Source organism: Nocardiopsis xinjiangensis YIM 90004, assembly GCF_000341145.1.
Lineage (GTDB): Bacteria > Actinomycetota > Actinomycetes > Streptosporangiales > Streptosporangiaceae > Nocardiopsis > Nocardiopsis xinjiangensis.
Window position 1 is genome coordinate 42,847 of the sequence record NZ_ANBE01000002.1, and the last position, 22,786, is coordinate 65,632.

At 68.4% G+C, this 22,786-nt stretch carries 20 protein-coding genes and 1 pseudogene; 11 read left to right on the top strand and 10 right to left on the bottom strand.

What is annotated here, in order from left to right:
* Positions 1-119 precede the first annotated feature (119 nt).
* Positions 120-1,535 (bottom strand): family 2B encapsulin nanocompartment shell protein, encoded by a 1,416-nt coding sequence (locus tag D473_RS0100345; RefSeq protein ID WP_394296753.1) that lies wholly within the window; start codon positions 1,533-1,535, stop codon positions 120-122.
* A 505-nt stretch (positions 1,536-2,040) separates the two neighbouring features.
* Between D473_RS0100345 and D473_RS0100350 the strand changes: the two genes are divergently transcribed.
* Both D473_RS0100350 and D473_RS26180 read left to right on the top strand, forming a co-directional pair.
* On the top strand, positions 2,041-2,274 hold the full coding sequence (locus tag D473_RS0100350) for a hypothetical protein (RefSeq protein WP_017607102.1): 234 nt from the start codon (positions 2,041-2,043) through the stop codon (positions 2,272-2,274).
* Positions 2,275-2,386: 112 nt separating this feature from the next.
* Entirely contained in the window at positions 2,387-2,626 is a 240-nt protein-coding gene (locus tag D473_RS26180) for a hypothetical protein (RefSeq protein WP_017607103.1), read from the top strand.
* Between the two features lie 181 nt (positions 2,627-2,807).
* Here the strand turns inward: D473_RS26180 and D473_RS0100355 are convergent, their stop codons facing one another.
* Complete coding sequence (locus D473_RS0100355) at positions 2,808-4,043, bottom strand: phospholipase D-like domain-containing protein (RefSeq protein WP_017607104.1); 1,236 nt, start codon at positions 4,041-4,043, stop codon at positions 2,808-2,810.
* 235 nt (positions 4,044-4,278) lie between these two features.
* The gene (locus D473_RS0100360; protein ID WP_017607105.1) at positions 4,279-4,863 is read right to left on the bottom strand and encodes a class I SAM-dependent methyltransferase; all 585 of its coding nucleotides are present in this window, start codon (positions 4,861-4,863) and stop codon (positions 4,279-4,281) included.
* A 50-nt stretch (positions 4,864-4,913) separates the two neighbouring features.
* Between D473_RS0100360 and D473_RS0100365 the strand changes: the two genes are divergently transcribed.
* The 9 genes from D473_RS0100365 to D473_RS0100405 all read left to right on the top strand — a co-directional run bounded on the left by D473_RS0100365 (position 4,914) and on the right by D473_RS0100405 (position 13,953).
* A complete protein-coding gene (locus tag D473_RS0100365; RefSeq protein ID WP_033352351.1) occupies positions 4,914-5,348 on the top strand; it encodes a MerR family transcriptional regulator in 435 nt (144 codons plus the stop codon).
* Between the two features lie 89 nt (positions 5,349-5,437).
* Positions 5,438-6,250, top strand: coding sequence for an HAD family hydrolase (locus D473_RS0100370; protein ID WP_017607107.1), 813 nt, complete (start codon positions 5,438-5,440; stop codon positions 6,248-6,250).
* A gap of 109 nt (positions 6,251-6,359) precedes the next feature.
* The gene (fdhD, locus tag D473_RS0100375; RefSeq protein WP_026126467.1) at positions 6,360-7,211 is read left to right on the top strand and encodes a formate dehydrogenase accessory sulfurtransferase FdhD; all 852 of its coding nucleotides are present in this window, start codon (positions 6,360-6,362) and stop codon (positions 7,209-7,211) included.
* A gap of 482 nt (positions 7,212-7,693) precedes the next feature.
* Positions 7,694-8,092, top strand: a complete 399-nt coding sequence (locus D473_RS0100380; RefSeq protein WP_017607109.1) for a DUF485 domain-containing protein — start codon at positions 7,694-7,696, stop codon at positions 8,090-8,092.
* A complete protein-coding gene (locus D473_RS0100385) occupies positions 8,089-9,768 on the top strand; it encodes a solute symporter family protein (RefSeq protein WP_017607110.1) in 1,680 nt (559 codons plus the stop codon). The genes D473_RS0100380 and D473_RS0100385 overlap by 4 nt, the downstream gene beginning before the upstream one ends.
* Before the next feature lie 300 nt (positions 9,769-10,068).
* Positions 10,069-11,085, top strand: a complete 1,017-nt coding sequence (locus D473_RS0100390) for a sensor histidine kinase (protein ID WP_017607111.1) — start codon at positions 10,069-10,071, stop codon at positions 11,083-11,085.
* Positions 11,082-11,879: a LytR/AlgR family response regulator transcription factor gene (locus D473_RS0100395; protein WP_017607112.1), complete on the top strand. Its 798-nt coding sequence runs from the start codon at positions 11,082-11,084 to the stop codon at positions 11,877-11,879. The genes D473_RS0100390 and D473_RS0100395 overlap by 4 nt, the downstream gene beginning before the upstream one ends.
* Complete coding sequence (locus D473_RS0100400) at positions 11,876-12,304, top strand: hypothetical protein (RefSeq protein WP_017607113.1); 429 nt, start codon at positions 11,876-11,878, stop codon at positions 12,302-12,304. The genes D473_RS0100395 and D473_RS0100400 overlap by 4 nt, the downstream gene beginning before the upstream one ends.
* Positions 12,301-13,953 (top strand): sodium/solute symporter, encoded by a 1,653-nt coding sequence (locus D473_RS0100405; RefSeq protein WP_017607114.1) that lies wholly within the window; start codon positions 12,301-12,303, stop codon positions 13,951-13,953. Before D473_RS0100400 ends, D473_RS0100405 begins: the two co-directional genes overlap by 4 nt.
* Positions 13,954-13,965: 12 nt before the next feature.
* Here the strand turns inward: D473_RS0100405 and D473_RS0100410 are convergent, their stop codons facing one another.
* The 7 genes and pseudogenes from D473_RS0100410 to D473_RS0100435 all read right to left on the bottom strand — a co-directional run bounded on the left by D473_RS0100410 (position 13,966) and on the right by D473_RS0100435 (position 22,642).
* Positions 13,966-14,211 carry a type II toxin-antitoxin system RelE family toxin gene (locus tag D473_RS0100410; RefSeq protein WP_017607115.1) on the bottom strand — a complete coding sequence of 82 codons (246 nt, stop codon included), beginning with the start codon at positions 14,209-14,211 and terminating at the stop codon, positions 13,966-13,968.
* Positions 14,208-14,474, bottom strand: a complete 267-nt coding sequence (locus D473_RS0100415) for a type II toxin-antitoxin system Phd/YefM family antitoxin (RefSeq protein WP_026126468.1) — start codon at positions 14,472-14,474, stop codon at positions 14,208-14,210. The genes D473_RS0100410 and D473_RS0100415 overlap by 4 nt, the downstream gene beginning before the upstream one ends.
* 306 nt (positions 14,475-14,780) lie before the next feature.
* Positions 14,781-14,990, bottom strand: coding sequence for a hypothetical protein (locus tag D473_RS0100420; RefSeq protein WP_017607117.1), 210 nt, complete (start codon positions 14,988-14,990; stop codon positions 14,781-14,783).
* 30 nt (positions 14,991-15,020) lie between these two features.
* Complete coding sequence (locus D473_RS26995; protein ID WP_152436724.1) at positions 15,021-15,503, bottom strand: hypothetical protein; 483 nt, start codon at positions 15,501-15,503, stop codon at positions 15,021-15,023.
* Positions 15,504-15,543: 40 nt separating this feature from the next.
* On the bottom strand, positions 15,544-20,067 hold the full coding sequence (locus D473_RS23880; protein WP_241474666.1) for an RHS repeat-associated core domain-containing protein: 4,524 nt from the start codon (positions 20,065-20,067) through the stop codon (positions 15,544-15,546).
* A gap of 164 nt (positions 20,068-20,231) precedes the next feature.
* Positions 20,232-21,329: pseudogene (metX, locus tag D473_RS23885) on the bottom strand (homoserine O-acetyltransferase MetX); the annotation flags it as partial.
* Positions 21,326-22,642: a bifunctional o-acetylhomoserine/o-acetylserine sulfhydrylase gene (locus D473_RS0100435; RefSeq protein ID WP_017607119.1), complete on the bottom strand. Its 1,317-nt coding sequence runs from the start codon at positions 22,640-22,642 to the stop codon at positions 21,326-21,328. The gene D473_RS0100435 and the pseudogene metX, both read right to left, overlap by 4 nt.
* Positions 22,643-22,786: the final 144 nt, after the last annotated feature.

Sequence of the window (22,786 nt, forward strand, 5' to 3'; positions counted from 1 at the left end):
GAGTCACCAATCCTGCTGGGCGCTGCGGGGCCGAGGGGCTGTCCCGAGCCGCCCGGCCCCGGTGTCGGAGCCGGTCCGCCTCGGCGTCCCCGGCCCCATCGGTCGTCCGACGGTCCTACTCAGTCCTCTCGGCCGAGCTCGACGTCCTCCAGGACCCCGAGTGCATCGGGGACGAGGACGGCGGCGGAGTAGTAGGTACTGACCAGGTAGGAGATGATCGCCTGCTCGTTGATCCCCATGAACCGCACGGAGAGGCCCGGCTGGTACTCGTCGGGGATGCCGGTCTGGTGCAGGCCGATGACACCGCGGTTCTGCTCGCCGGTGCGCATGAGCAGGATCGAGCTGGTGCGGTCCTTGGTGACGGGGATCTTGTTGCAGGGAAGCATCGGCACACCGCGCCAGGAGGGGACCTGGTGCCCGGACATGTCGACGCTCTGCGGGTAGATGCCGCGGCGGCTGCACTCACGTCCGAAGGCGGCGATGGTGCGCGGGTGGGCCAGCATGAACCCGGGCTCCTTCCACACCGTGGCCAGGAGCTGGTCGAGGTCGTCCGGGCCGGGAGGACCGCTGCGGGGCTGAATGCGCTGGCTCAGGTCGGCGTTGTGGAGGAGCCCGAACTCGCGGTTGTTGACCATCTCGTGCTCCTGGCGCTCGCGCAGGGCCTCGATGGTCAACCGGAGCTGCTGCTCCACCTGGTTCATGGGTTCGTTGTAGAGGTCGGCCACGCGGCTGTGCACCCGCAGCACCGTCTGGGCCACACTCAGCTCGTACTCGCGGGGTGAGCGCTCGTAGTCGACGAAGGTGCCGGGGAGGGTGGGTTCACCCGCGTGGCCGGAGGAGAGGTCGATGGCGGACTCGCCGTGCCCGCCGTCCGGGTCGTGGAGCCGGTCTCGGACATTCCGGGCGTGCTCGCGCAGGGTCTCGGCCTGCCCGTTGAGTTCGCCCAGTGCCCGGTGCGGGAGGGTGAGCACCGTGCACCGGGTCACCGCCTTGGCGGTGAAGTCCCAGGGTTCCTCCGAACCCGACAGGACGTCCTCGCCGAAGTGGGCTCCGCCGGCGAGGACGTCGAGGACGACGGGGTCGCCGTACTTGCCCTGCCCGATGCGGTTGACCTTGCCGTGCGCGAGGATGTACACGCCGTCGCGGGCGCGGCCGGCCTCCACGATGGTCTCGCCGGGCTCGAACTCGCGCTGCTCGAACCGGGAGGCCAGCGCCTCCAGTACCGAGTCGTCACCGAAGTGGCGCAGGGTGGGGAGTTCACGCAGTTCGGCCGGCACCACGCTCACGTCGGCGCCGGTGTTCACACAGGTCACACGGCCATCGCCCACCGTGTACACCAGGCGACGGTTCACCCGGTAGGCACCGCCCCGCGCCTGGACCCACGGCAGCATGCGCAGCAGCCACCTCGACGTGATCCCCTGCATCTGCGGGGACGACTTCGTCGTCGTCGTCAGATTCCGTGCTGCCGAGGTCCCCAGGCTCATCGGCTGTTGTCCGTCCTGCTGCGCAGGGTTCGACCCGACCGTTTCCGTCACCGAAAACACCACCATTTTCGAACGCAGTCAATGCATGTGTGCAGCGGAACCGGAACGAGAAGAAAGCCCCTGAAGAACCCCCGCTCTCCGGCCCCGAACAAAGAGACCACACGGCTCCGGCGCTCGCAACGAGAATGGGGTTTCTCGGAATACGGCAGGGTTCGTGATATTCGCGCTGTCCTACCCTGCTCGCCACCTGCCCACACGACCGGAACCCCGAGACGGACACGCACGACAGGTCGGTCGAGTCGACCGAACCATGACAAAGTCGGACGATCGACCGGCTCCTTTCTCGATCCAACTGAGGAAATGGGGGCGAGTGTCGGATTCGAGAACTTCGATGTTGGTTTCTCCGGGTACTCGATCCCCTATTTGCGGACCCACCAGAAGAACCGTCGCGCCCGGCCTGCAAACCCGGAACGGAACCGGGACGGACCACGGTGCCACGCCGGCCCGATCGGGGGTTCGGCCACCGGGCCCTTCGAGGGCGGGCTACTGTGCCCCCATGGTCATGTGGGCATCGGATTCCAGGGGCGCGCGGGTGCGCGAGGGTCTGACCTTGCTGCTGAGTCAGGAGGTCATCGACGACTTCGAGATCCGCCACGAGGACGAACTCCCCTACAGGGTGACCCTGCCCGCAGGCGTGGTCTCCCTGGACGAGCACCAGGCCGCACACTTCGTCCTGGGCGCGGTCGTGGCCCGCTTCGGCCCCCTGAGCCGCGACGGACGGGAGGTCTGAGGTTCCTTCCGCGTACGGCGTCCCACCCCGGGCGGCGCCGTGTCGTGATGACAACTCCCCCGACTGCGCAGGATCATGGGAAAGCGCAGGTCAAGAACTATGGGGGAGAACCATGGCGGAGGAGAACCGATCCGGGGAGCACACGGACCCCGGCAGTCGCGGACGTTCGAAGGGCGGCGCGTCGCCATCGGCCATCGCCGGTGCGCTGCACCGCACACCGCACCCCGGACCGCAGCACTGGGGCGGGCCCCGTCCCCGGAAAACGGACCCCGACCCGTTCTTCTCCGGCTTCACCAGCAAACTGACACCGCCTCCGGGTGCCCGCAGGCCCAAGCTCGACCCGGACCGCTGAGGGGAGGGAAGAGGCCAGACACGAGCCCCGTTCCAAGGGGGTCGCTCCACCACACGAAGGGCTCAACCCCAAGGCACCTGCGCTGGGGCTCTGCCCCTCACGTGGCTGAGCATCCAGATTTCTTGCGGCTCAGGAGAATCTGCACCGTGCACCGTGCACCGTGCGCTGAGGCTGAACGGGCTCAGAGGATCCCCCGCCACGGGGCGAGGACGATCTCGCTGAACTTGGCGGCGACCGGCCGGCCCTGCCATTCGTGCTCGGTGAGTTCGCGCGCGTTGGAGAGGTCGTTGTCGAAGACCTTCTCCAGGTGCTCGGCCACACCCTCGTCGAAGATCTCGGCGTTGATCTCGTAGTTGCCGGTCAGGCTGAGCCGGTCCATGTTCGCGGTCCCGATCGTGCTCCAGCGCCCGTCGACGGTCGCGGTCTTGGCGTGCACCATGGCGTCCTGGTAAAGCCACAGCCGCACACCGCCCTGCAGGAGGTACGAGTACTGTCCGCGGGCCAGCCAGTCGGCGATGATGTGGTTGGAACGTTCGGGCACCAGCACGTTGACGTCCACGCCCTGTCGGGCTGCGGTGATAAGCGCGTTGACGAGCTCCCGGTCGGGGATGAAGTAGGCCTGCGTGATGCAGATACTTTCCTTGGCGCGGTCGATCGCCTCCAGGAACATCGCCCGGATCGGATAGATGATGAGCTCGGGCACGTTGCGGTGCACCCGGAACCGGGCGTCCCACTCCGCGTCGCCGATGTTGTCGATCTCGGGCCGCCCGGCCGCGCGATTCATGTTCCAGAAGTCGACGAAGGCGTTCTCCAGTTCCCACACGGCGGGTCCGGAGACCTTGAGGTGGGTGTCGCGCCACTCGGTCGCGTACATGAGGCCGATGTTGTACCCGCCGACGAAGCCGACCTCCCCGTCGACCGTGAGGATCTTGCGGTGGTCGCGCCCGGACTTGCGGATGTTGAACAGCAGCACCCCGGGCCGGAACGCGGGATAGCGCAGCACGTGCACGCTGTCGGGAAAGTCGAAGAAGGAACGGGGAACGACCAGGTTCGCGAACCCGTCGTAGACGACGTAGACCTCGACCCCGCGTTCGGCGGCGTCGATGAGGGCGCGTTTGAACTGGTGGCCGACCCGGTCGTCCTTGACGATGTAGGACTCGAAGAGCACCCGTTTCCGGGCGCCCCGGATCGCCGTGAGCATGTCGTCGTAGAGATCGACGCCGTAGGTGTAGACCATGGCTTCGTTGTCGCCGACCGTCAGCTTTTCGGGGGGTGTGCGCGGAAAGACACTCCGGCTCGGGCGTACGCGTCGGCGCCAGCGGTTGATGCCGGTGAGCGCGGCGGCCACGGCCACCTGGGTGGCCAGCACACCGGCCAGCCCCCACTTGGTGGCCCTGACGATGGTGGAGCGTCGCAAAGTCCCCTCCAGACGTGCGCCGTTCCGGAAGGGGCAGGTCCCCACAATCCTGGCTTCCGGGGCAGCTCGAACGACAACCGTACCGTGACGGCGGCCGCCGCCCTGCGTATTTGCCTCCCGTTGCCCGAGTGAGGATACGGGTGCGGCAGAGGCCTCAGGCGCGCAGTCGGCAGGTGAGGAGCTCAGTGGTGAGGCTCTCTCGCGCGCCGGGCCCGTGTTTCTCCCGCGTCCCGGTTCACCTGCGGGCCACCACGTACTCCACCAGACCGAAGCCGACCCGCCCGTGCTCCAGGACCGTGAAACCCACCTCCTCGGCCACGGCCCGGGGCAGTCGGCGGGGCCGGGGCTTGCGCGACTCCCGCCCCCGGAAGGGCCGACGGGTGTACTCGATGTGGTCGACGAGCAGGAGCGACCCGCCCTCGCGCAGCACTCGCCGCATCTCCGTGAGCGCTCGGCGCTGGCCGGGGATGACACAGAGTGACATGGCGCACACCACCGTGTCGAAGGCGGCATCGGCGAACCCCAGTGCCTGGGCGTCACCCTCGACCAGGTCCACGCGGAGCCCGAGCCGGGACGCACGTTCCCGGGCCCGGCCGAGCATGCCCGCGCTCAGGTCGACACCGGTCAGCTCCACCCCGTCCGGATAATAGGCAAGGTTGTGCCCGGTGCCCACGGCCACCTCCAGCACCGAGCCCCGTGCCCGGGCGCTCAACCGGGCGCGGGTCCGTCCGAGGAGGAGGCGTTGCAGCCGTTCCTGCCGGTCGTAGAAGGCCGCCGCGCGGTCCCACTCACCGCGCACACGATCGGTCCGTTCGTCCATGCCGGCTCCCAACCCTTGACATCGTTGCCAGTCTCGAACTTCATGTGGACATGAGGTCAAGAGCGGAGCAGCGCGGCGAACTGTCCATCGGAGATCTGGCCGCCGAGTACGGCCTCGCAACACACGTGTTGCGGCACTGGGAGGACGTCGGAGTACTCGTCCCCGCGCGCCGACGGGGCGGGCAACGCCGTTACACGCAGGAGCAACGGCACCGTGTCGCGGTGGTCCTGCTGGCCCAGCGTGCCGGGATGCGCCTGCAGCAGATCCGCGAGGTCATGGACAGCCCGCGGGTGGAGGAGCGTCGGGCTCTCCTCACCTCCCACCTCGCGGAACTGGAGGAACGCATGGCCCGGTTGCGGGAGGCCCGGCAGATCGTCGAGGAAGGCATGGTCTGCCCGCACGAGCGCCGCTGGGAACAGCCCTGCGGTGCCGAAGCGGACCCGTCGCCGCCCCCGGCGCACCGGCAGGCGCTCCCCTCGGACTGAGGGAGGGCCGGGCCCTCGGCCTCGACCGCGCCCGGGCCGCGGGAGGCCCTCCCTTCCCCCATGACGGCCGCGAGGACATAATCCGACACATGCCTCTTCCCCGTGTCATCGCCACCGACCTGGACGGCACCCTCCTCGACGCCGAAGGCCGTATCAGCCCCCGCAACCGCCAGGCCCTGCACTCCGCCGCTCGCGCGGGCGTGCGTGTAGTCGTGGTGACCGCGCGCCCGCTGCGTACCGCGGCCGCCTACGCCGAACAGTTCCCCTGCTCGGCCGTCGTGTGCGGCAACGGCGCCGTCGCACACGTCGACGGCCGCCCCGATCCCCTGGTGCGCGCCATGGACCGCGCCACCGGGACCGAGGTCGTGGAGCGGTTGCGGGCCTCCATCCCCGAGGTCGGGTTCGCCGTGGAGACCGGCACCCATTTCTTCCACGAGCGCTCCTACGAGCTGGAGCCCTGGCTGAGCCCCGCGTACGTCCAGGGGGTCCTGGACACCCCCGATGCCCTGCTCGCCCACGCGGCGCCCGTGACCCAGTTGGTGGCGCGTTCGACGACGGTGCCGGTCGAGGAGATGCACCGCGCGGCCGTGGATGCGGCCGCTTCACTCGCCGAGATCACTTTCGCGGGCCGGGCCGGGCTGCTGGACATGAGCGCCGCGGGTGTGAACAAGGGCAGCACCCTGGCGTTGCTGTGCGGGGAATGGGACGTGGCCGCCGAGGACGTGGTCGCCTTCGGGGACATGCCCAACGATCTGTCGTCGCTGACCTGGGCGGGGGCGGGGTACGCGATGGCCAATGGCCACCCGGCCCTGACCGACCCGGCCGCGGGGCTGCTGAGCGCCCCGTCGCACGCCGAGGACGGTGTGGCCCGGATGGTCGAGGAGATCCTCGACCGCGCGTGAACAGAGCACCGATCGTGTCGGCCGGAGGGGCAGGCGGGGCGGAAAGGCCCATGTCAAGATAGCGTTGGACCCGAGAACAGAGCACTTCGGGCACAGGACGGTGGTGTCGGTGGGACGGGTCACGGCGCGGCAGAAGGTCCTGCGGATCAGGGACGGCGTGGTCGACGAACGCCCTGACACCCTCGCGGTGGAGGAACCGCTGGAGATCCGGCTGGACGGTTCTCCCCTGACGGTCACCATGCGTACGCCGGGCCACGACTTCGACATGGCCGCCGGGTTCCTGGTCAGCGAGGGCGTGATCACCGAGACCGAGGACGTGCTGTCCACGCGGTACTGCGCCGGCACCGACGAGGAGGGCCGCAACACCTTCAACGTCGTGGACGTGTCCCTGGCCGCGCACGTGCCGCCCCCGGACACCTCGCTGGAGCGCAACTTCTACACCACGTCCTCGTGCGGCCTGTGCGGGAAGGCGAGCCTGGACGCGGTACGCACCCGGGCCCGGTGGACGGTGGCCGACGACCCGCTGCGTGTGGACACCTCACTGCTGTCCTCCCTGCCGGACCGGCTGCGCGAGTCCCAGCGGGTCTTCGACCGCACCGGCGGGCTGCACGCGGCCGGGCTCTTCGACCCCTCGGGCCGGGCGCTGGTGGTGCGCGAGGACGTCGGACGGCACAACGCCGTCGACAAGGTGCTCGGGTGGGCCCAGCGCACGGGCGCGCTTCCGTTGCGCGGCACCGTGCTGGCGCTGTCGGGGCGGGCCTCCTTCGAGCTGGTGCAGAAGGCGTGGATGGCGGGGATCCCGGTGGTGACCGCGGTCTCGGCGCCCTCGTCCCTGGCGGCGGAGCTGGCGCAGGAGGCCGGTGTCACGTTGGTGGGTTTCCTGCGCGGGGCGTCGATGAACGTCTACTCGGTCGCGGAACGGGTGGAACTCCCCGCGGGCAGCCTCGCCCCCAGGCCTTGAGGCGTCCGCGCCCGAGACGATCAGCAGCGGGCCCAGAGCCCCGGACCCGCTGAGCCCCTCGCCGAGAAAGACCGTGCCGGCGAGGGCGGTGCCGTTGACGCCCTCCAGGACCGAACGGCGTACCCGCGCCGAGCGGAACCGCACGGCCCCTGCCGAACGGGACGACGTACCGCCTGCCCAACGGGCCTGTACGCCCCGTGCCGAACGGTCCGGCGCGTCCCCTGCCGAACGGGACGGAGCGACCCCGACCATCGGGCGTCCGTTCGTCGTGTGAGAGGACCGTTCACCGCACGGTGAGCGTCCGTTCGCCGCTTCCCTCCAGCGTTCGGCGCGCGTGGATGCGCCACCCCTGCCTGTGGGGAGTGTCGCTCCTTACAGTTCCGAGTAACGCATCTCACATGACGGGCCCCGCCCTGCCCGGCCCCCGTAGGGCGTGCCCCAGCGGCCATGTCCCGTCCCGTCCATCCCCCGGAGGAATCACCATGCCAGAGGACAGCTCCGCCGGCGGCGGATCCGGTGCACCACCGGACCCCGCGAACGAGGGAGGCCGGCAGGCCCCGGACTCGGCCTACGTCGCCATGCACGGCGACCCGCGGTTCGTCGAACTGAAGAGGCGGCTCTTCGCGTTCATCGTGCCGATGAGCATCGCCTTCATGGCCTGGTACGTGCTGTACGTCTTCATGTCCGCCTTCGGCCGCGACATCATGGGCACGGTGCTGTTCGGCAACATCAACGTCGCCCTGGTGTTCGGCCTCCTCCAGTTCGTCTCCACGTTCGGGATCGCGATCCTCTACACGCGCTACGCACGCAAGAAGCTCGACGGGAACGCCGTCGCACTGCGTGAGGAACTGCAGAACGGCAACGGCGGAGGTGACCGATGATCCTCGCACAGGAAGCGGTCAACGAGAGCAGCCGTTTCGTCACCATCGCGCTGTTCGTCCTCATGGTCGCCGCGACACTGGGCATCACCGTCTGGGCGAGCCGCAACACCCACTCCGCCACCGACTTCCACTCCGGCGGACGCAGCTTCTCCCCCATGCAGAACGGGCTGGCGATCGGCAGTGACTACATGTCCGCCGCGTCCTTCCTGGGGATCGCCGGGACCATCGCCCTGTTCGGCTACGACGGGTTCCTCTATTCCATCGGCTTCCTCGTGGCCTGGCTGGTCGCACTCATGCTCGTCGCCGAGCTCCTGAGGAACTCGGGCCGCTACACGATGGGCGACGTCCTCTCCTACCGGATGAACCAGCGCCCGGTACGGACGGCCGCCGCGGTCTCCACGGTCGTGGTCTCGATCTTCTACCTGCTGGCGCAGATGGTCGGCGCCGGCGCCCTCATCGCCTTGCTCCTCGGTATCCAACCCGGGGAGACCTTCCTGGGCATGGACGCCGACACGGCCAAGATCGTCGGCATCGTGGTCATCGGCCTCCTCATGACGGTCTACGTCGCCTTCGGCGGCATGAAGGGCACCACCTGGGTCCAGATCGTCAAGGCCTCCATCCTCCTCGGCGGCGCCGCGCTGCTCACCGTTCTGACCCTGTCCATCTACGGGTTCAACTTCGGTGCCCTCATGGAGGACGCCGCCCAGGCGAGCGGGGAAGGCAGGGCCTTCCTGGAGCCCGGCCTGAACTACGGTGTCGAGGTGGCCGGCGATCCCCTCCAGACGCTGTGGAACAAGCTGGACCTCATCAGCCTGGGCATGGCGCTCGTGCTGGGTACCGCGGGCCTGCCGCACATCCTGATCCGCTTCTACACCGTCCCGGACTCCCAGAGCGCACGGAAGTCCGTCAACTGGGGCATCGGCCTCATCGGCGTCTTCTACCTGCTGACCCTGGTCCTGGGCTTCGGTGCCGCTGCTCTGGTGGGGCACGAAGCGATCACGAACCAGGACGCGGCGGGCAACACCGCGGCGCCGCAACTGGCACAGACCGTCGGCACGAGCATCGGCGGTGAGATGGCCGGCGCGGTCCTGCTCGCCGTCATCGCCTCCGCCGCCTTCGCGGCGATCCTGTCCACGGTCGCGGGTCTGGTCATCGCCTCGTCCTCGTCCCTGGCCCACGACTTCTACAACTCGGTGCTGCGCCGGGGGAAGGCCACCGGAACCGAAGAGGTCCGGTTCGCCAAGTTCGCCGCTTTCGGGGTCGGCATCGTCGCGATCGTCCTCGCGGTCTTCGCCCAGAACCTCAACGTGGCCTTCCTGGTCTCGTTGGCGTTCGCCATGGCTGCGTCCGCGAACCTGCCTACCCTGCTGCTCAGCCTCTTCTGGAAGAGGTTCAACACGGCCGGTGCGCTCGCGGGTATCTACGGCGGTCTGGTCAGCGCCGTGGTCCTGGTGCTCTTCTCCCCGGTGGTCTCGGGTTCGGAGACGGCCCTGTTCCCGAACGCGGACTTCTCCTGGTTCCCGCTGCCGAACCCGGCCCTGGTGTCGGTTCCGCTGGGTCTGCTCTGCGCGATCGTCGGTACCTACGCGTCCAAGGAGCGCGACTTCGAGAAGTTCGCGATGCTCCAGGTCCGTGCCCTCACCGGCGCGGGCGCGGAGACGGCGGCCAAGCACTAGGGCCTGTTCGGTGCGCGCCCGCCGGCGATGGTCCCCGTCCGTCCACCGCCGGCGGCCCGCACCGCGACCGGGCCCGTCCTCCCTGCCGCTGGGGAGGGCGGGCCCGGCCCGTGTCCGCCCCGCAAAGAGGGCGGCGGAGTGTCCGGAAGCCCGTTTCCGGTCCGAACCGAAAGGTGATCCACGCGTGATCGGCGACACACCCAGCTGGGATAGTGTCGTTTCGTGTCGAATCGGTGGCTGTCGTGGATCCTCCCCACCCGGCGCCCGGGCTCTTGCGACCATCGGGCGAGCGCCGAGTTGATGCGCCAGGTGCACGCGCTCGGGCTCGACCTCCGCGACGGTCTGCACGGCCGGACCGTACGGACCGCGGCCAAACGCCTGCGCCGGATGCTCGGCGTGGACGGGGTCGTGCTCGCCGACCTCGACGGCTGTGTGGCCTCCCACGGGCGCAGACCCACCGCCGAGGAGGTCGGGACGGTGCTCTCCCAGGTCTTCGAGTACGGCGCCTGCTCCCGCACCCGGCTCCCGGACGGCGCCGAGGTCTACGCCTGCCCCCTGACCGTGGCCGACGAACTCTCCGGCGCGCTGATCGCCATCGGCGACCCCGCCGAGGCCGACGTGGAGGCCTCGGCGTCGCTGGTCTCGGACTGCCTCGACCACGCCACCCTGCGCCGGGCGCGCGCCCGGATCGCCTCCGCCGACCTGCGGACCCTGCGCGCACAGATCTCCCCCCACTTCGTGCACAACGCGCTCGCGGTCATCTCCGCCCTGGTGCGCACCGACCCCGACCGGGCCCGCCACCTGCTGTCGGACTTCGCCGACTACCTGCGTTACGGGTTCTCCGAGAAGGGCGACTACGCCACGGTCGCCGACGAGCTGGAGGCCGTGCAGACCTACCTGGAGCTGCAGCGCGCCCGTTTCCACGACCGCCTCGACATCACCGTGCAGATGGCGCCGGAGGTGCTTCCGGTGGCGGTCCCGTTCCTGGTCGTGCAACCCCTCGTGGAGAACGCGGTCCGGCACGGGCTGGAGCGCAAGGAAGGGCAGGGCCACATCGGGGTGTCCGGGTACGGCGAGGGCCCGCTGTGTGTCATCGAGGTCGAGGACGACGGGGTCGGTATGCATCCCGATCTGGCGCGGTCTCTGCTGGCCGGGACCGGGCCCGAGGCCCGGGGTGTGGGGCTGGCCAACGTGGACCAGCGTCTCCGTGCCGTGTACGGGCCCGAGTACGGTCTGGTGATCGAGACGGGCCTCGGTGAGGGCACCAAGGTGACCGTACGGATTCCCAGATTCATGAGGGGGGTGGTGGCCCAGTGAGCGGTGATCTCCGAGTCCTGGTCGTGGAGGACGAGTCGTCGACCCGCGAGGAGATGGCGGCGCTGCTGTCGGACATGCCCGAGGTCGCCGAGGTGCACTCGGCCGACAACGGGGCCGAAGCGGTGCGGCTCCTCGGTACGACCACCATCGACGCGGCCTTCCTCGACATCCTCATGCCCGGGCTGGACGGCATGGACGTGGCCCGGGTGCTGAGTGTGTTGTCGGAGCCGCCCTCGATCGTGTTCGTGACCGCCTCCGAGGCGCACGCGGTGGAGGCCTTCGGGATCGGTGCCGTCGACTACCTGCTCAAACCCATCCGGCCCGAACGCCTGTCGGACTCGGTGGGACGCATCGCGCAACTGCGGCGCCCGGAGAACGGCGGGTCGCCGGCCGAGGACCTGCACGTGGTGCAGATCGACACCGGGCGGCGCACCGTGTTCGTCAAACGCGACGAGGTGCAGTTCGTGGAGGCCCAGGGCGACTACGTGCGCCTGCACACTGCCGAGGGCGGCCACCTGATCCGGCTGCCGCTGTCCTACTTGGAGGAGGTATGGGCCTCGGCCGGGTTCGTGCGTGCGCACCGGGGTTTCCTCGTCGCCATCCCCTGGGTGCGGGACCTGCGGGTGACCTCCTCCTCCGGGCTGGTCGCCGGCACCCCGGCCGGTGACGTCCCGGTGAGCCGCCGCCACGGCCGCCACCTGCGCCAACAGCTCCTGGAGGCGGCCAAACGCGACCAGCTGGGGCGTGCGGCCCGGCCCAGGGACGGAGAGCACGATCCGCGGCAGGCCTCATGAGCCCGCGCCGCGAGAAACTCACCAGCCCCCAGACCCGGGTCGCCCTGGCACGCGGCAACCGGCCCGCCCAACACCTGTTGCCGATCCCCGGCCCCGTCGACACCGAGGCGGCACGGCGGGTGTTCCGTGCACAGCGGTGGAGGGCGCTGCGCACGATCGTGCTGCTGTCGCTGCTGCTGTTCGGGGTGAGCGGAGCCTTCGTGGCCTTCCCGCAGCTGGGTGAAGTACGGGTGGCCGGGGTCCCGCTGTCGTGGCTGCTGCTGACGGCGGCGCTCTACCCGTTGCTGTTCGGTCTCGCGCTCTGGCACATGCGCTCGGCCGAGCGGGTGGAGGAGCGTGCCGAGCGGGAGCGGGGCTCGAAGCCGGTGAAGGAGCGCTCCGGGGTGTCCGGCGACCCGGGACAGGAACGGGACGTGGGGCCGTGACCTCGGTCGCGGCCATCGGGCTGCTCCTGGTCATCAGCCTCCTCATCGGTGTCTACGGTGTGCGCGCGGCGCGTTCGGCCTCCGACTTCCTGGTGGCCTCCCGCCGGGTCTCCCCCAACTGGAACGCCCTGGCGATCGCCGGTGAGTACCTGTCGGCCGCATCGGTGTTGGGCCTGGCCGGGCTGCTGCTCAAGAACGGTCTGGGCACCATCTGGTACGCGGTCGGGTTCACCGCGGGATACGTGGCCGTCGTCGCGCTCGTGGCCGGTCCGATGCGGCGTTCGGGCGCCTACACCGTCCCCGATTTCGCCGAGTACCGGTTGGGCGCGCCCCGCCTGCGCAAACTGTGCGGCTGTGTGGTGCTGCTGATCATGCTGCTGTACCTGGTGCCCCAGTTCAAGGGCGCCGGTGTGGTGCTGAGCCTGGTCAGCGGAACCCCGTACTGGGTGGGGGTCGTGCTGGCCGGCCTCGTGGTCAGCGGGTCCATCGCGGCCGGCGGGATGCGCTCGGCCACCTACGTCCAGGCCTTCCACTACGTGGTGAAGCTGGTGTTCCTGGCGGTACCGGCGATCTACCTGGTCGTACACGCGGGCGCCGACACCCGCGCCGAGGTCCTGCACCCGGAGTGGGGCACACACTTCCCGGACACGGTCCCGGTGGAGTTCGCCGTCGACACCCGCTTCACCCTGGAGGAGCCCGTCACGGTCACCGACACCTCCGGGGAGGAGGTCGTTCTGGGCGAGGGGTCGCACACCGTCACCGAGGGCACCGAGTACGTGTTCCCCGAGGGAGCGTCGGTGCCCCGGCCGGAGGGCCTTCCCGAGCTGGGCGGGGAACGGTGGGGCACACCCCTGCTGAACCAGGGCGGGTACCCGTTGTTCGAGACGTGGTCGACGCTGCTGGCCCTGACGTTCGGGTGTATGGGGCTGCCGCACGTCATCATGCGGTTCCACACCAGCCCGACGGCGCGGGTGGCACGCCGGGTGGCGGTGGTGGTGATCGCGCTCCTGGGCATGTTCTACCTGTTCCCGACGGTCTACGGATTGCTCGGCCGGGTGCTGACGCCCCAACTGGTGCTGTTGCAGGGCACCGACACCGTCGCGGTGGTGCTCCCCGACCACGCGGTGTCGGGGTCGGTCGGGACCTTCCTGACCGCGTTGGTGGCGGCCGGCGCCTTCGGTGCGTTCCTGTCGACCTCCTCGGGGCTGCTGCTGGCCCTGGCCGGGGGCCTCTCGCACGACCTGTTCCAGAGCAATGTGCCCCGGCTGCGCCTGGGTGTGGCGGTGGGCGCGTGTGTGGCGGTGCTGCTCGCGTTGCCCGCGCAGATGACCGACATCAACGTGCTTGTGGTGTGGGCCTTCACCGTGGCGGCCTCGACGTTCTGCCCGCTGCTGGTGCTCGGCATCTGGTGGCGGCGCCTGACCCTGCCCGGTGCGGCCACCGGCCTGGTCGTGGGCGCCGTGACCGCGACCGGCGCGGTGGGCTGGTCGGTGCTGCTGCCCACCCCCGGCGGCCTGATCGACGTGCTGCTCGCCCAGCCCGCCGCGTGGACGATCCCGCTGGCGTTCACCACGATGATGGTCATTTCCCGGTTCACCCGGCCGCCCGAGTGGGCCGAGCACGCCGTGCTGCGCCTGCATTCGCCGTAAGTCGGCCCCGATTCAGCCGTAGACGTCCGAACGGTGTCCCACGTGGACGACCCAGATGATCATCCGCCCCTGTTCCACCGTGTAGATCACCCGGTAGTCGAGCACACGCAAGCGTCGCACCGCGGGGTTTCCCACCAGAACCGTGACACCGAACGCCCAGGGATCGTTCTCCGACTCGGTCAGCTTCATGACCACGTTCCGGGGAAGTCTGCGGATCTCGGCCCTGGCTTCCGGACGGAAAACGGTGCGGTAGCTCACCCGCCCTCCGCCAGGACCTCGGCCATGACGTCCTCCATCGGGATGCCGGGCGCCTTGCTCGACATCCGCTCCTCGACCAGAGCGAGGATCTCCTGTTCTTCGAGGCGCTTGTCATGGCGGAGCATCTCGATCGGCACGACCGCCACGACCTCTTTCCCCTTCCGTGTGATGACGGTGGGCTCGTCCTCTCTGTCCGCACGGTCCACCACATCGGCGCTGTGGTCCCTGACCTGGCGAATGGACTCCGTCTGCATGTCACCCATGTACTGAAGGTGCACATGGCACCGGATGTACACATGCCCGATGCCGGGTAGCGGGCACCGAGATGCCCCTCCCCTTCAAGGGGGCCGGCCCGACACCTGCAGGGAGGCGCTGATCCTGCCGGCAACGGCCCAACGGCAGGGCCGCCTGCCCGGGAACGGGCGGCGTACGGTCGACGTGGCCGTGCGGGCATCGCCGACCACCACCGCGAACCCGACACCGGGATCCGGGACACCGACGCCCCCTCTGAGCACACATCCGGCCCATCTGCGCCGCGGGCCTGCGCGCGAACGCCCGCGCCGCGTCCGTCAGTCCTGGCCGGACAGGGGTTCGCCGACGGTGCCATCCACGAACCCGCGCTCACCCGGCCACACACCCTCGGTGCCCCGGTCCTGACCGAACACGGTCATCCGCCGCTGGACCACCTCACCAACGTGCGCATCCACCGCGATCTGCCCGGTGTTGTGCTGATCGGAGAACACCCAGGACAACGCCCCGCCGTTCTCACGCACCGCCACCGTCTCACCCGCGTGAGCAAGTCAACCAAACTAAGAATGCAAGAAGAAAATAGCCCAAAAAGAATATATCAAAACAAAAAGCAAAGCATATGCAACAGGGCCGATAAGCTTGAAGCTTCCCTTTCCCTCCACCCCCCCAAGAAAAGCTCTTGCATACTCAAAAACTTCAATAAAAGTAATCGCCATAAAGGGAGTCATGCCAATGAAAACAGAGAGGTCCGCCAGCACATTACTGTCATAAAGGGAGAAATAATCCACTAGCAAAATATGGGATATCAACAAAATTAAACCAATGACAGTGCCATAGACAGCTGAAAAAGCCCCCTCAGCCTGGCAAACCATGCGCGCCTCCTCATGGCTGATGCCATCCCCCCTTCCCTCTAATCTAATACCTTCAATATATGAAAAGAAGTCACGCGTAGAAGGAAACAACAAGGCGAGCAGAGTAGGAATTACCCGCTTCACTCCAATCCACTGGCACAAGGGAATGCCTGACTTACTTTTCCTGTTCATCACTTTCCCGAAAACCGAAATACGCCTGCTTCATTATAGGCTACGCCACCGATACTAATATGGGCGCCCGCATGCCCCAAAGCCGATGAAGCACTGCTTGCTGAAGTAGCGATCGCAGCTTCATTTGCAGCCAAACGGGACTCAGCTCTTCGAACTCTCTCTTGCGGTTACGGATAACCCCATTATTGGTAGTGATATGCGACCACCATCGTCCTTGCGCCTGGGACCCTCGAATGACAGAAACACTACGCACACCTACACCTCCGAGGAGAGGGACTCCTGCAAGTAGACCCCACGCAGCTGACCCAGAATTACCCTGACTCACATGCCAGGCTCCGCTTCCCATAGAAAGACTGGCCCCGATTGCTCCAGCAGCCCCGCACACGGGGCAAGCGAACATTCCAGCAATCCCAAGAGCGAGTCCTGCGTCACCAAGGATGTTTCCCCAGTTCCATCCTTCATCGGTGGTGTAACGGTCACTCACCCAGTTACCAGCGCTTTCCCAGAAAGAAGTGCTTTCTTCTTCCTGGTGTGCAGATTCGTTGAGAGCGCTCTCCTGCGGAGACACCGTGTGGGAGGTATACCGCCGCGTATGCGAGCTTTTCGGCGTGTCAATCGATGAGTTGAACGCCCGCTGCACGTTCGGGGTGGGAGGCGCGAAACCCCGAGCCGGATGCGGCGAGGGCAGACTCCCGTAATTCGGCATGGGGGCATACCCACGGGCCGGGTGGGGCGAGGGCAGACTCCCGTAGTCCGGCATGGGGGCATACCCACGGGCCGGATGCCAGGACAACCCGGTGGGATCACCGAACGTGGCCGGGCTGTTGTTGGAGTAGGCATACCCGTTCATCGTCTGCGCCTCCGCCAGGTCCATCAACGGGTCCACCGAGACGAACCGGCCCAGGTCCGCGTCATAGGCACGCTCACCCAACTGGGTCAACCCGGTGGATTCATCGACGGTTCCGTCCACGAAACCCCGCTCACCCGGCCACACACCCTCGATGCCCCGGTCCTGACCGAACACGCTCATCCGCCGCTGGACCACCTCACCAACCTGCGCATCCACCGCGACCTGCCCGGTGTTGTGCTGATCGGAGAACACCCAAGACAACACCCCGTCATTCTCACGCACCGCCACCGTCTCGTCCGCATGCTGGAAGTAACGGGTGGCTTCCTCAGTGCCCTCGGCCGGGTCCCAGGTGACTTCCATCCCCGGAAGGTAGAGCGTGGTGGCCCCGTTGGCCCGGCGCAACAGCCGCTCGCCCTCGGCGTCATAGACGTACTCGGTCGACTCCAGCCCGTCCGTGACCCGAGCCAGCTTGCCCTCGGGCCCCCACTCCAGCTCCTGGTCGTGTTCCCCGGTGGAGCGGGAGACCATGTTCCCGGCCGCGTCGTAGTCGTAGGAGTGCGTGGACTGTCCGGACACACCGTCCTGGGAGACCTCGGAGACCGCGTGTGCCGGCCCCTCGCCCTCCTCGGGGGAGGAGTAGGAGCGTGTGATGTCACCGGAGGGTCCGCGCTGGACCTCCTCGACCCGGTTGCCGGCCTCGTCGTAGGCGAACGAGTGCCAGTACGGCGCCGCACCACCCAGCTCCTGGGCGTCCGGGTCTGCGGCGCAGGCCTCCTCACCGGTGGCATCGGGGGTCCATGCCTGGGTCATACGGCGCAGATGGTCGTACTCGAAGCACTGGACGTCGTCGGCCCGTTCCTCAGCGGTGGGTTCGTCGTTGATCCGTAGGAGGTTGCCGCGGTCGTCGTAGTCGTAGTGCTGCGTGGACAGCGACCCGTCCCCCACCTCGTGGACGACACTGGCCATGTCCAGCCGGTTGGTCTTCTCGTCGAAGTCGAAGGTCTGCCACGTGTCGGAGGAACCCAGCGCGCCCCGGGAGAACTCACGCTGGACCAGGTTGCCGATCTTGGAGTAGTCCGCATCGGTGATGATGCGGTCGTTGCCCGCCAGCTCCGTCAGGTTGCCCAGGTCGTCGTAGCTGTTCACCACGACCTCGGTGGGCAGTGCCCCCGCCCCGGGCATCGTCGTGGCCCGCACGCTCCCATCCGGGTTGAAGGTCGTACGGAACCGGTATGAACCCGCCAGTTCCCCTTCGGAGTCCGGGACGTGGAACGCACGGTTGACCGGGCGCGAGAGGTCGTCGTAGGTGAGGACCTCCGTGGTGTACTCCTCACCGCCCTCGTGACGGGTGGAGGAGGTCACCTCGCCCACGGCGACGGTGTCGTACTCCCACGAGGCACGCAGATCACCCTCGGCGTCGCCCTGGCGCAGCTCGACCCTCCTGCCCAGGTCGTCGTAGACCGTGTACAAGGACTCGCCTCGGGCGTCGGTCACCTGGACCGGGCGGTCGAGGGCGTCGTAGACCGTCCTCGTGGTCCCGGTGTCGGGGTCCTCCTCCGTGGTCTGCCGGCCCAGCAGGTCGTAGGTGTAGGACCAGGTGTTGCCGCCCGGGTCGGTGACCGTCTCCAGTTCGTCGCGGGGGGTGTAGGTGTAGAGCGTGGAGTCGTAGTCGCCCTCGGGCTCCTCACCGTGGTGTTTGCGCAGCTCGACAGTGTTGCCGCGTACGTCGGTGATGGCGGTCGTACCGGTACCGCTCTCGGGCTCGGTCATCAGGATCCGGTCCCCCAGGTGCTCGGTGCTGGTACGCCACTGCTCCACACCACGGGACATGGCGATCTCGTCCGTGGCGCGACCGGCGCCGTCGTGGACGGTGCGGGTCCAGCGTGGGACCTCGTCGTGGTTGTCGACCACGAACAGTTCCCCGCTCGGTTCTTCCTCGTTGAAGTAGGGCTCGCGTTCGATGACGGTGTTGCCACGGCTGTCATGGAAGACATCGGTCAGCACCCGGCCGCCGCCCGGGGCGGCTTCCTGGGTCTGGCGCTCGCGCAGGAACCCGTCCAAGAGCTGATAGCTCGTGGTGTAGTCACCGGACGCGTTGAGGGTGTGGGTGGTGACCGTGGTGGGCTCGTCCTTGCTGAACTCGTACTCGAACCGCTTCGAGGGGCTCATGTCCACGTCCCGGTTGCGATCTGCCAACCACACCTCGGTCAGCCGGCCCAGGGGGTCGTAGGCCAGTTCCGTCCGGTTACCGTCGGCGTCGACCTCGGCGACCGGCTGGGATCGGGCGTCGAACTCCTCGATGGTGGTGTGCCCCAAGGGGTTGGTGGTCTCGACCTTCACGTCGTGTCCGCCGGGATGGGCGGCGGTGTGCTCGGTGGTGGTCGTGTTGCCCTCAGCGTCGGTGACGGAGACGGCGCGCCCGTAGTCGTCGAACTCCGATTCGGTCGCCGTCCGGTAGCTGGGTGTGTCCCCGTCGAAGTCCACGGCCCGCTGGGTCCGGGTGGGCCGCCCGTGGGCGGGCTCATCACCGAAGTCCCCTCCGTCGTAGAGGGTGCGCTCATCACTGATGACATCGTCGGGATAGGAGGGCTCGTCCCCACAGGGCGAGGCCAGCTCCCGGGTCCGGGAGACCCGGTCCAGCAGATGGTCATCGGTGTTGCGGGCGTAGGTGGTGAGGGTGCACCGCTCGTCACCGTCCTCGTCCACGTCGCCGTGATCGTGCACGGATTCGATCATCCCGTAGTCGTCGAAGGTGTTGACGGTGCGGGTCCGGCGGAACTCGCCGTCGTCGAGCGCGGTGTAGGTGTCGGTCTCTTCGGTCCCGGTCATGTGCGCGACCAGGTCCCAGTCATGGGAGGTCTGAGTCGTCTCGTTCTTCCACGGGGTGGTGATGGTCTTGGAGACCACCTCCCCGTCCACGCCGTCACGGACGATCTCCTCGCGGGGTTGCCCGTTGAAGACCTCGTGATCCTCGACGGAGTTGCCTTCCGAGTCGGTGACCTCCACCGACCGAGTGCCGTCCGGCAGATGATCACCGTCCATGCCTTGGAAGAACAGGTGCTCGGTCTCGGTCCGGACCTCGTCCTCGTGTCCGGTGCGCACGATCACCCGGTCGAAGCCCCGCCACTGCGACCAGGTCAACTGGTCCTGGTCGGTGAACCCGTCCTCGTCCATGTACCGCCACGCAGGCTCGCCCACGTAGTCGTAGCTGGTGATCTGGTCGGGCTGGCCGCCCACCAGGTCGACCTCGACCAGCTCGGTGACGGGGTACTTGGCGAACCAGTCGGTGATTTCGTCCGCGCCCGGGTTGTGGGTGCGGACCACCGGATAACAGAGCTGGGTGTTCTCGTGCGCCTCGGGCAGGTCGTCGGGGTCACAGTCGGGTTCTTCGTAGTTGACGTCGACCTGGCCACCGGACTCGGTGTAGACGGCGGTGATACGCCACTTGTTCATCGGCGCCAGGCCGTCGGTGGTGGAATCGATGCGGTTGGGCATCGGCGTGCCGCCGAAGGTGATCGCCGGTTTGCTTTCGGTGTCGCCCCCGGTGTGGCCGGTGTGGGTGATCGATTCCAGCCACAGGGCCGGGTCGGTACCGTCCCCGGGTTCGGGGAAGGCGTGCTCCAACTCCCAGGAGTCCACGGTGGTGTACTCGTCACCGTCGTGAACCCGGGTGGTGATCTGTTCCAGCCGCTTGGTGGACCAGAACGTCGGCACGTGCTGCCCCGCGCAGTCGTCCGCACAGGCCTGGTCCAGCGGGGTATCGGGCCAGTGCTCGGCGTTGTCTTCGTCCCGGTCCTCTGTCTCGGGTGCCGTCCGGGAAGGTGAAGGGGCCGGAAGCAGAGGACGGACGCGGCGGGGCCGGCCACCGGGTGGGGCCNCACCTGGTCGGTCTGGACGAGGAAACCGTCGTGGCCGTGCGGTGACACGATGACCCGCGCCCGCCCGGGAACGGGCAGGTGGGCGGCGATCTCCTCCTGTTGCGCCAACGGGTAGAGATGGTCGCTGCTCACCCCCGCGACCATGGTCCGTTCGGGCAGCCGTTTCAGGGCTTGGGCCATGCCGCCCCGGCCCCGCCCCACGTCGTGGCCGTTCATCGCCTCGGTCAGCAGGACGTAGCTGGCCGGGTCGAAGCGGCGGGAGAGCTTGCGCGCATGGTGGTCGAGGTAGGACTCCACCGCGTACCGGCCACCGGACCTGGGGTCCTCCCCCTCCTGGGGAAGACGGCCGAAACGCTCGTCGAACTCGTCGGCGCCCCGGTAGGTGATGTGCGCGATCCGTCGTGCCACCCCCAGCCCGGCGTCCGGGGAACGACCGGTGCCGTGGTAGTCGCCACCGCACCAGTCCGGATCGTCGCGGATGGCGTGCAACTGGGGCGCGGCCCAGGCGATCTGCCAGGCGGACGTGGCCGTCGGGCAGGCCAGGGCCAGGAGCCGGCGCACACGCTCGGGGAAGGTCGCCGCCCACTCCAAGGCACGCATGCCGCCCATGGAACCGCCGACCACCGCCGCCCAGGAATCGATCCCCAAGGCGTCGGCCAGCGCCTCCTCGGCACGCACCGTGTCACGGATGGTGATGCGCGGGAACCGGCTCCCCCAGGCCTTCCCGTCCTGCGCGGGGCTCGAGGGGCCGGTCGTTCCCTGGCAGCCGCCCAGCACGTTGGGCGCCACCACGAAGTACTTGTCGGTGTCCAGGGCCAGCCCCGGACCGACCAGCCCCTCCCACCAGCCGGGGCTGGGGTGCCCGGGGCCCTCCGGGCCGGTGATGTGGGAGTCGCCGGTGAGGGCGTGCAGTACGAGAACCCCGTTGGTGCCGTGCGCGTCGGGCTCGCCCCAGGTCTGGTAGGCGATACGCACGTCGGGCAGGACCTCGCCCGACTCCAGTTCCAGGGGCGTGTCCAGTTCGATCCAGAGCCGCTCGCCCACGGGGTCGCCGTCCCGCCACCCACCGGCGACGGGACGGCTGGGAGTCTCGCTCACTGGTGCGCCTTCGCAGCCTGGAAGCCCAGTTCCAGGTCGGCCTTGAGGTCCTCCAGGTTCTCCAACCCGACGGCCAGCCGGACCAGGCCCGGGGTCACACCGGCTGCTTCCAGTTCCTCGGGGCCCATCTGGCTGTGCGTGGTGCTGGCCGGGTGGACGATGAGGCTGCGCACGTCGCCGATGTTGACCAGCTGGCTGAACAGTTCGGTCCCGTCCACGAAGGCCCGTCCGGCCTCGGTCCCGCCACGCAGGTCGAAGGAGACGACGGCGCCCGTGCCCTTCGGCAGGTACGTGCGCGCCTGCTCGTTGAAGGGGCTGGACTCCAGGCCCGCGTAGTAGACCTTCTCCACCTCCTCCCGCGACTCCAACCACTCGGCGAGCGCCTGGGTGTTGGTGACGTGGCGCTCCATCCGCAGGGACAGCGTCTCGATGCCCTGGAGGATGAGGAAGCTGTTGAACGGGGCGATGGCCGCACCGGTGTCACGCAGCAGCTGCACACGGAGCTTCGTGGCGTAGGCGCCCGGGCCCAGCGCCTCCCAGTACTTGAGGCCGTGGTAGCTGGGGTCCGGCTCGACGAGGCCGGGGAACCGGTCGCCCTGGGCACCGAAGTCGAAGGTGCCCCCGTCCACGACCACACCGGCGACGGTGGTGCCGTGGCCGCCCAGGTACTTGGTGGCCGAGTGCACGACGATGTCGGCGCCGTGCTCGATGGGCCGCAGCAGGTAGGGGGTGGGCACGGTGTTGTCGACGATGAGCGGCACGCCCTCGGCGTGCGCGGTGTCGGCGACGGCACGCACGTCCAGGACGTTGCCGCCGGGGTTGGCCAGCGATTCGGCGAAGTACATCTTCGTCTCGGGGCGGGTGGCCGCACGCCAGGACTCGGGGTCTGCCTGGTCCTCGACGAAACTGACCTCGATACCGAGCTTGGGCAGCGTGTAGCGGAACAGGTTGTAGGTGCCGCCGTAGAGGAGGGGGCTGGCCACCACGTGATCGCCCGCTCCGGCCAGGTTGAGGACGGCGGCGGTGGTGGAGGCCGAGCCGGAGGCGAAGGCCACCGCCGCGACACCGCCCTCCAGAGCGGCCACACGCTGTTCCAGGACGTCCTGGGTGGGGTTCATGATCCGCGTGTAGATGTTGCCCGGTTCAGCGAGACTGAACAGGTCAGCGCCGTGCTGGGTGTCGCGGAAGACGTAGGAGGTCGTCTGGTAGATGGGAGTGGCACGGGCGTTGGTGGCCGGGTCCGGCTGGGCCCCTGCGTGGATCTGCTGGGTCTCGAAGGACCAGGGCTGCTCGGGTGTGGCATCAGCGGTCATGACTCAACCTCTGTCTGGGTTTCAGATCGGAAAAACAGGGATTCGGGCGGGCGGCCCCTGCCGCCCGGTGTTTCATCAGGACCCGCAGAACATGACGGCCGCCCGCGGATGGTCACCGGGTGGCCGTCGGAAGAGCGCGATCAT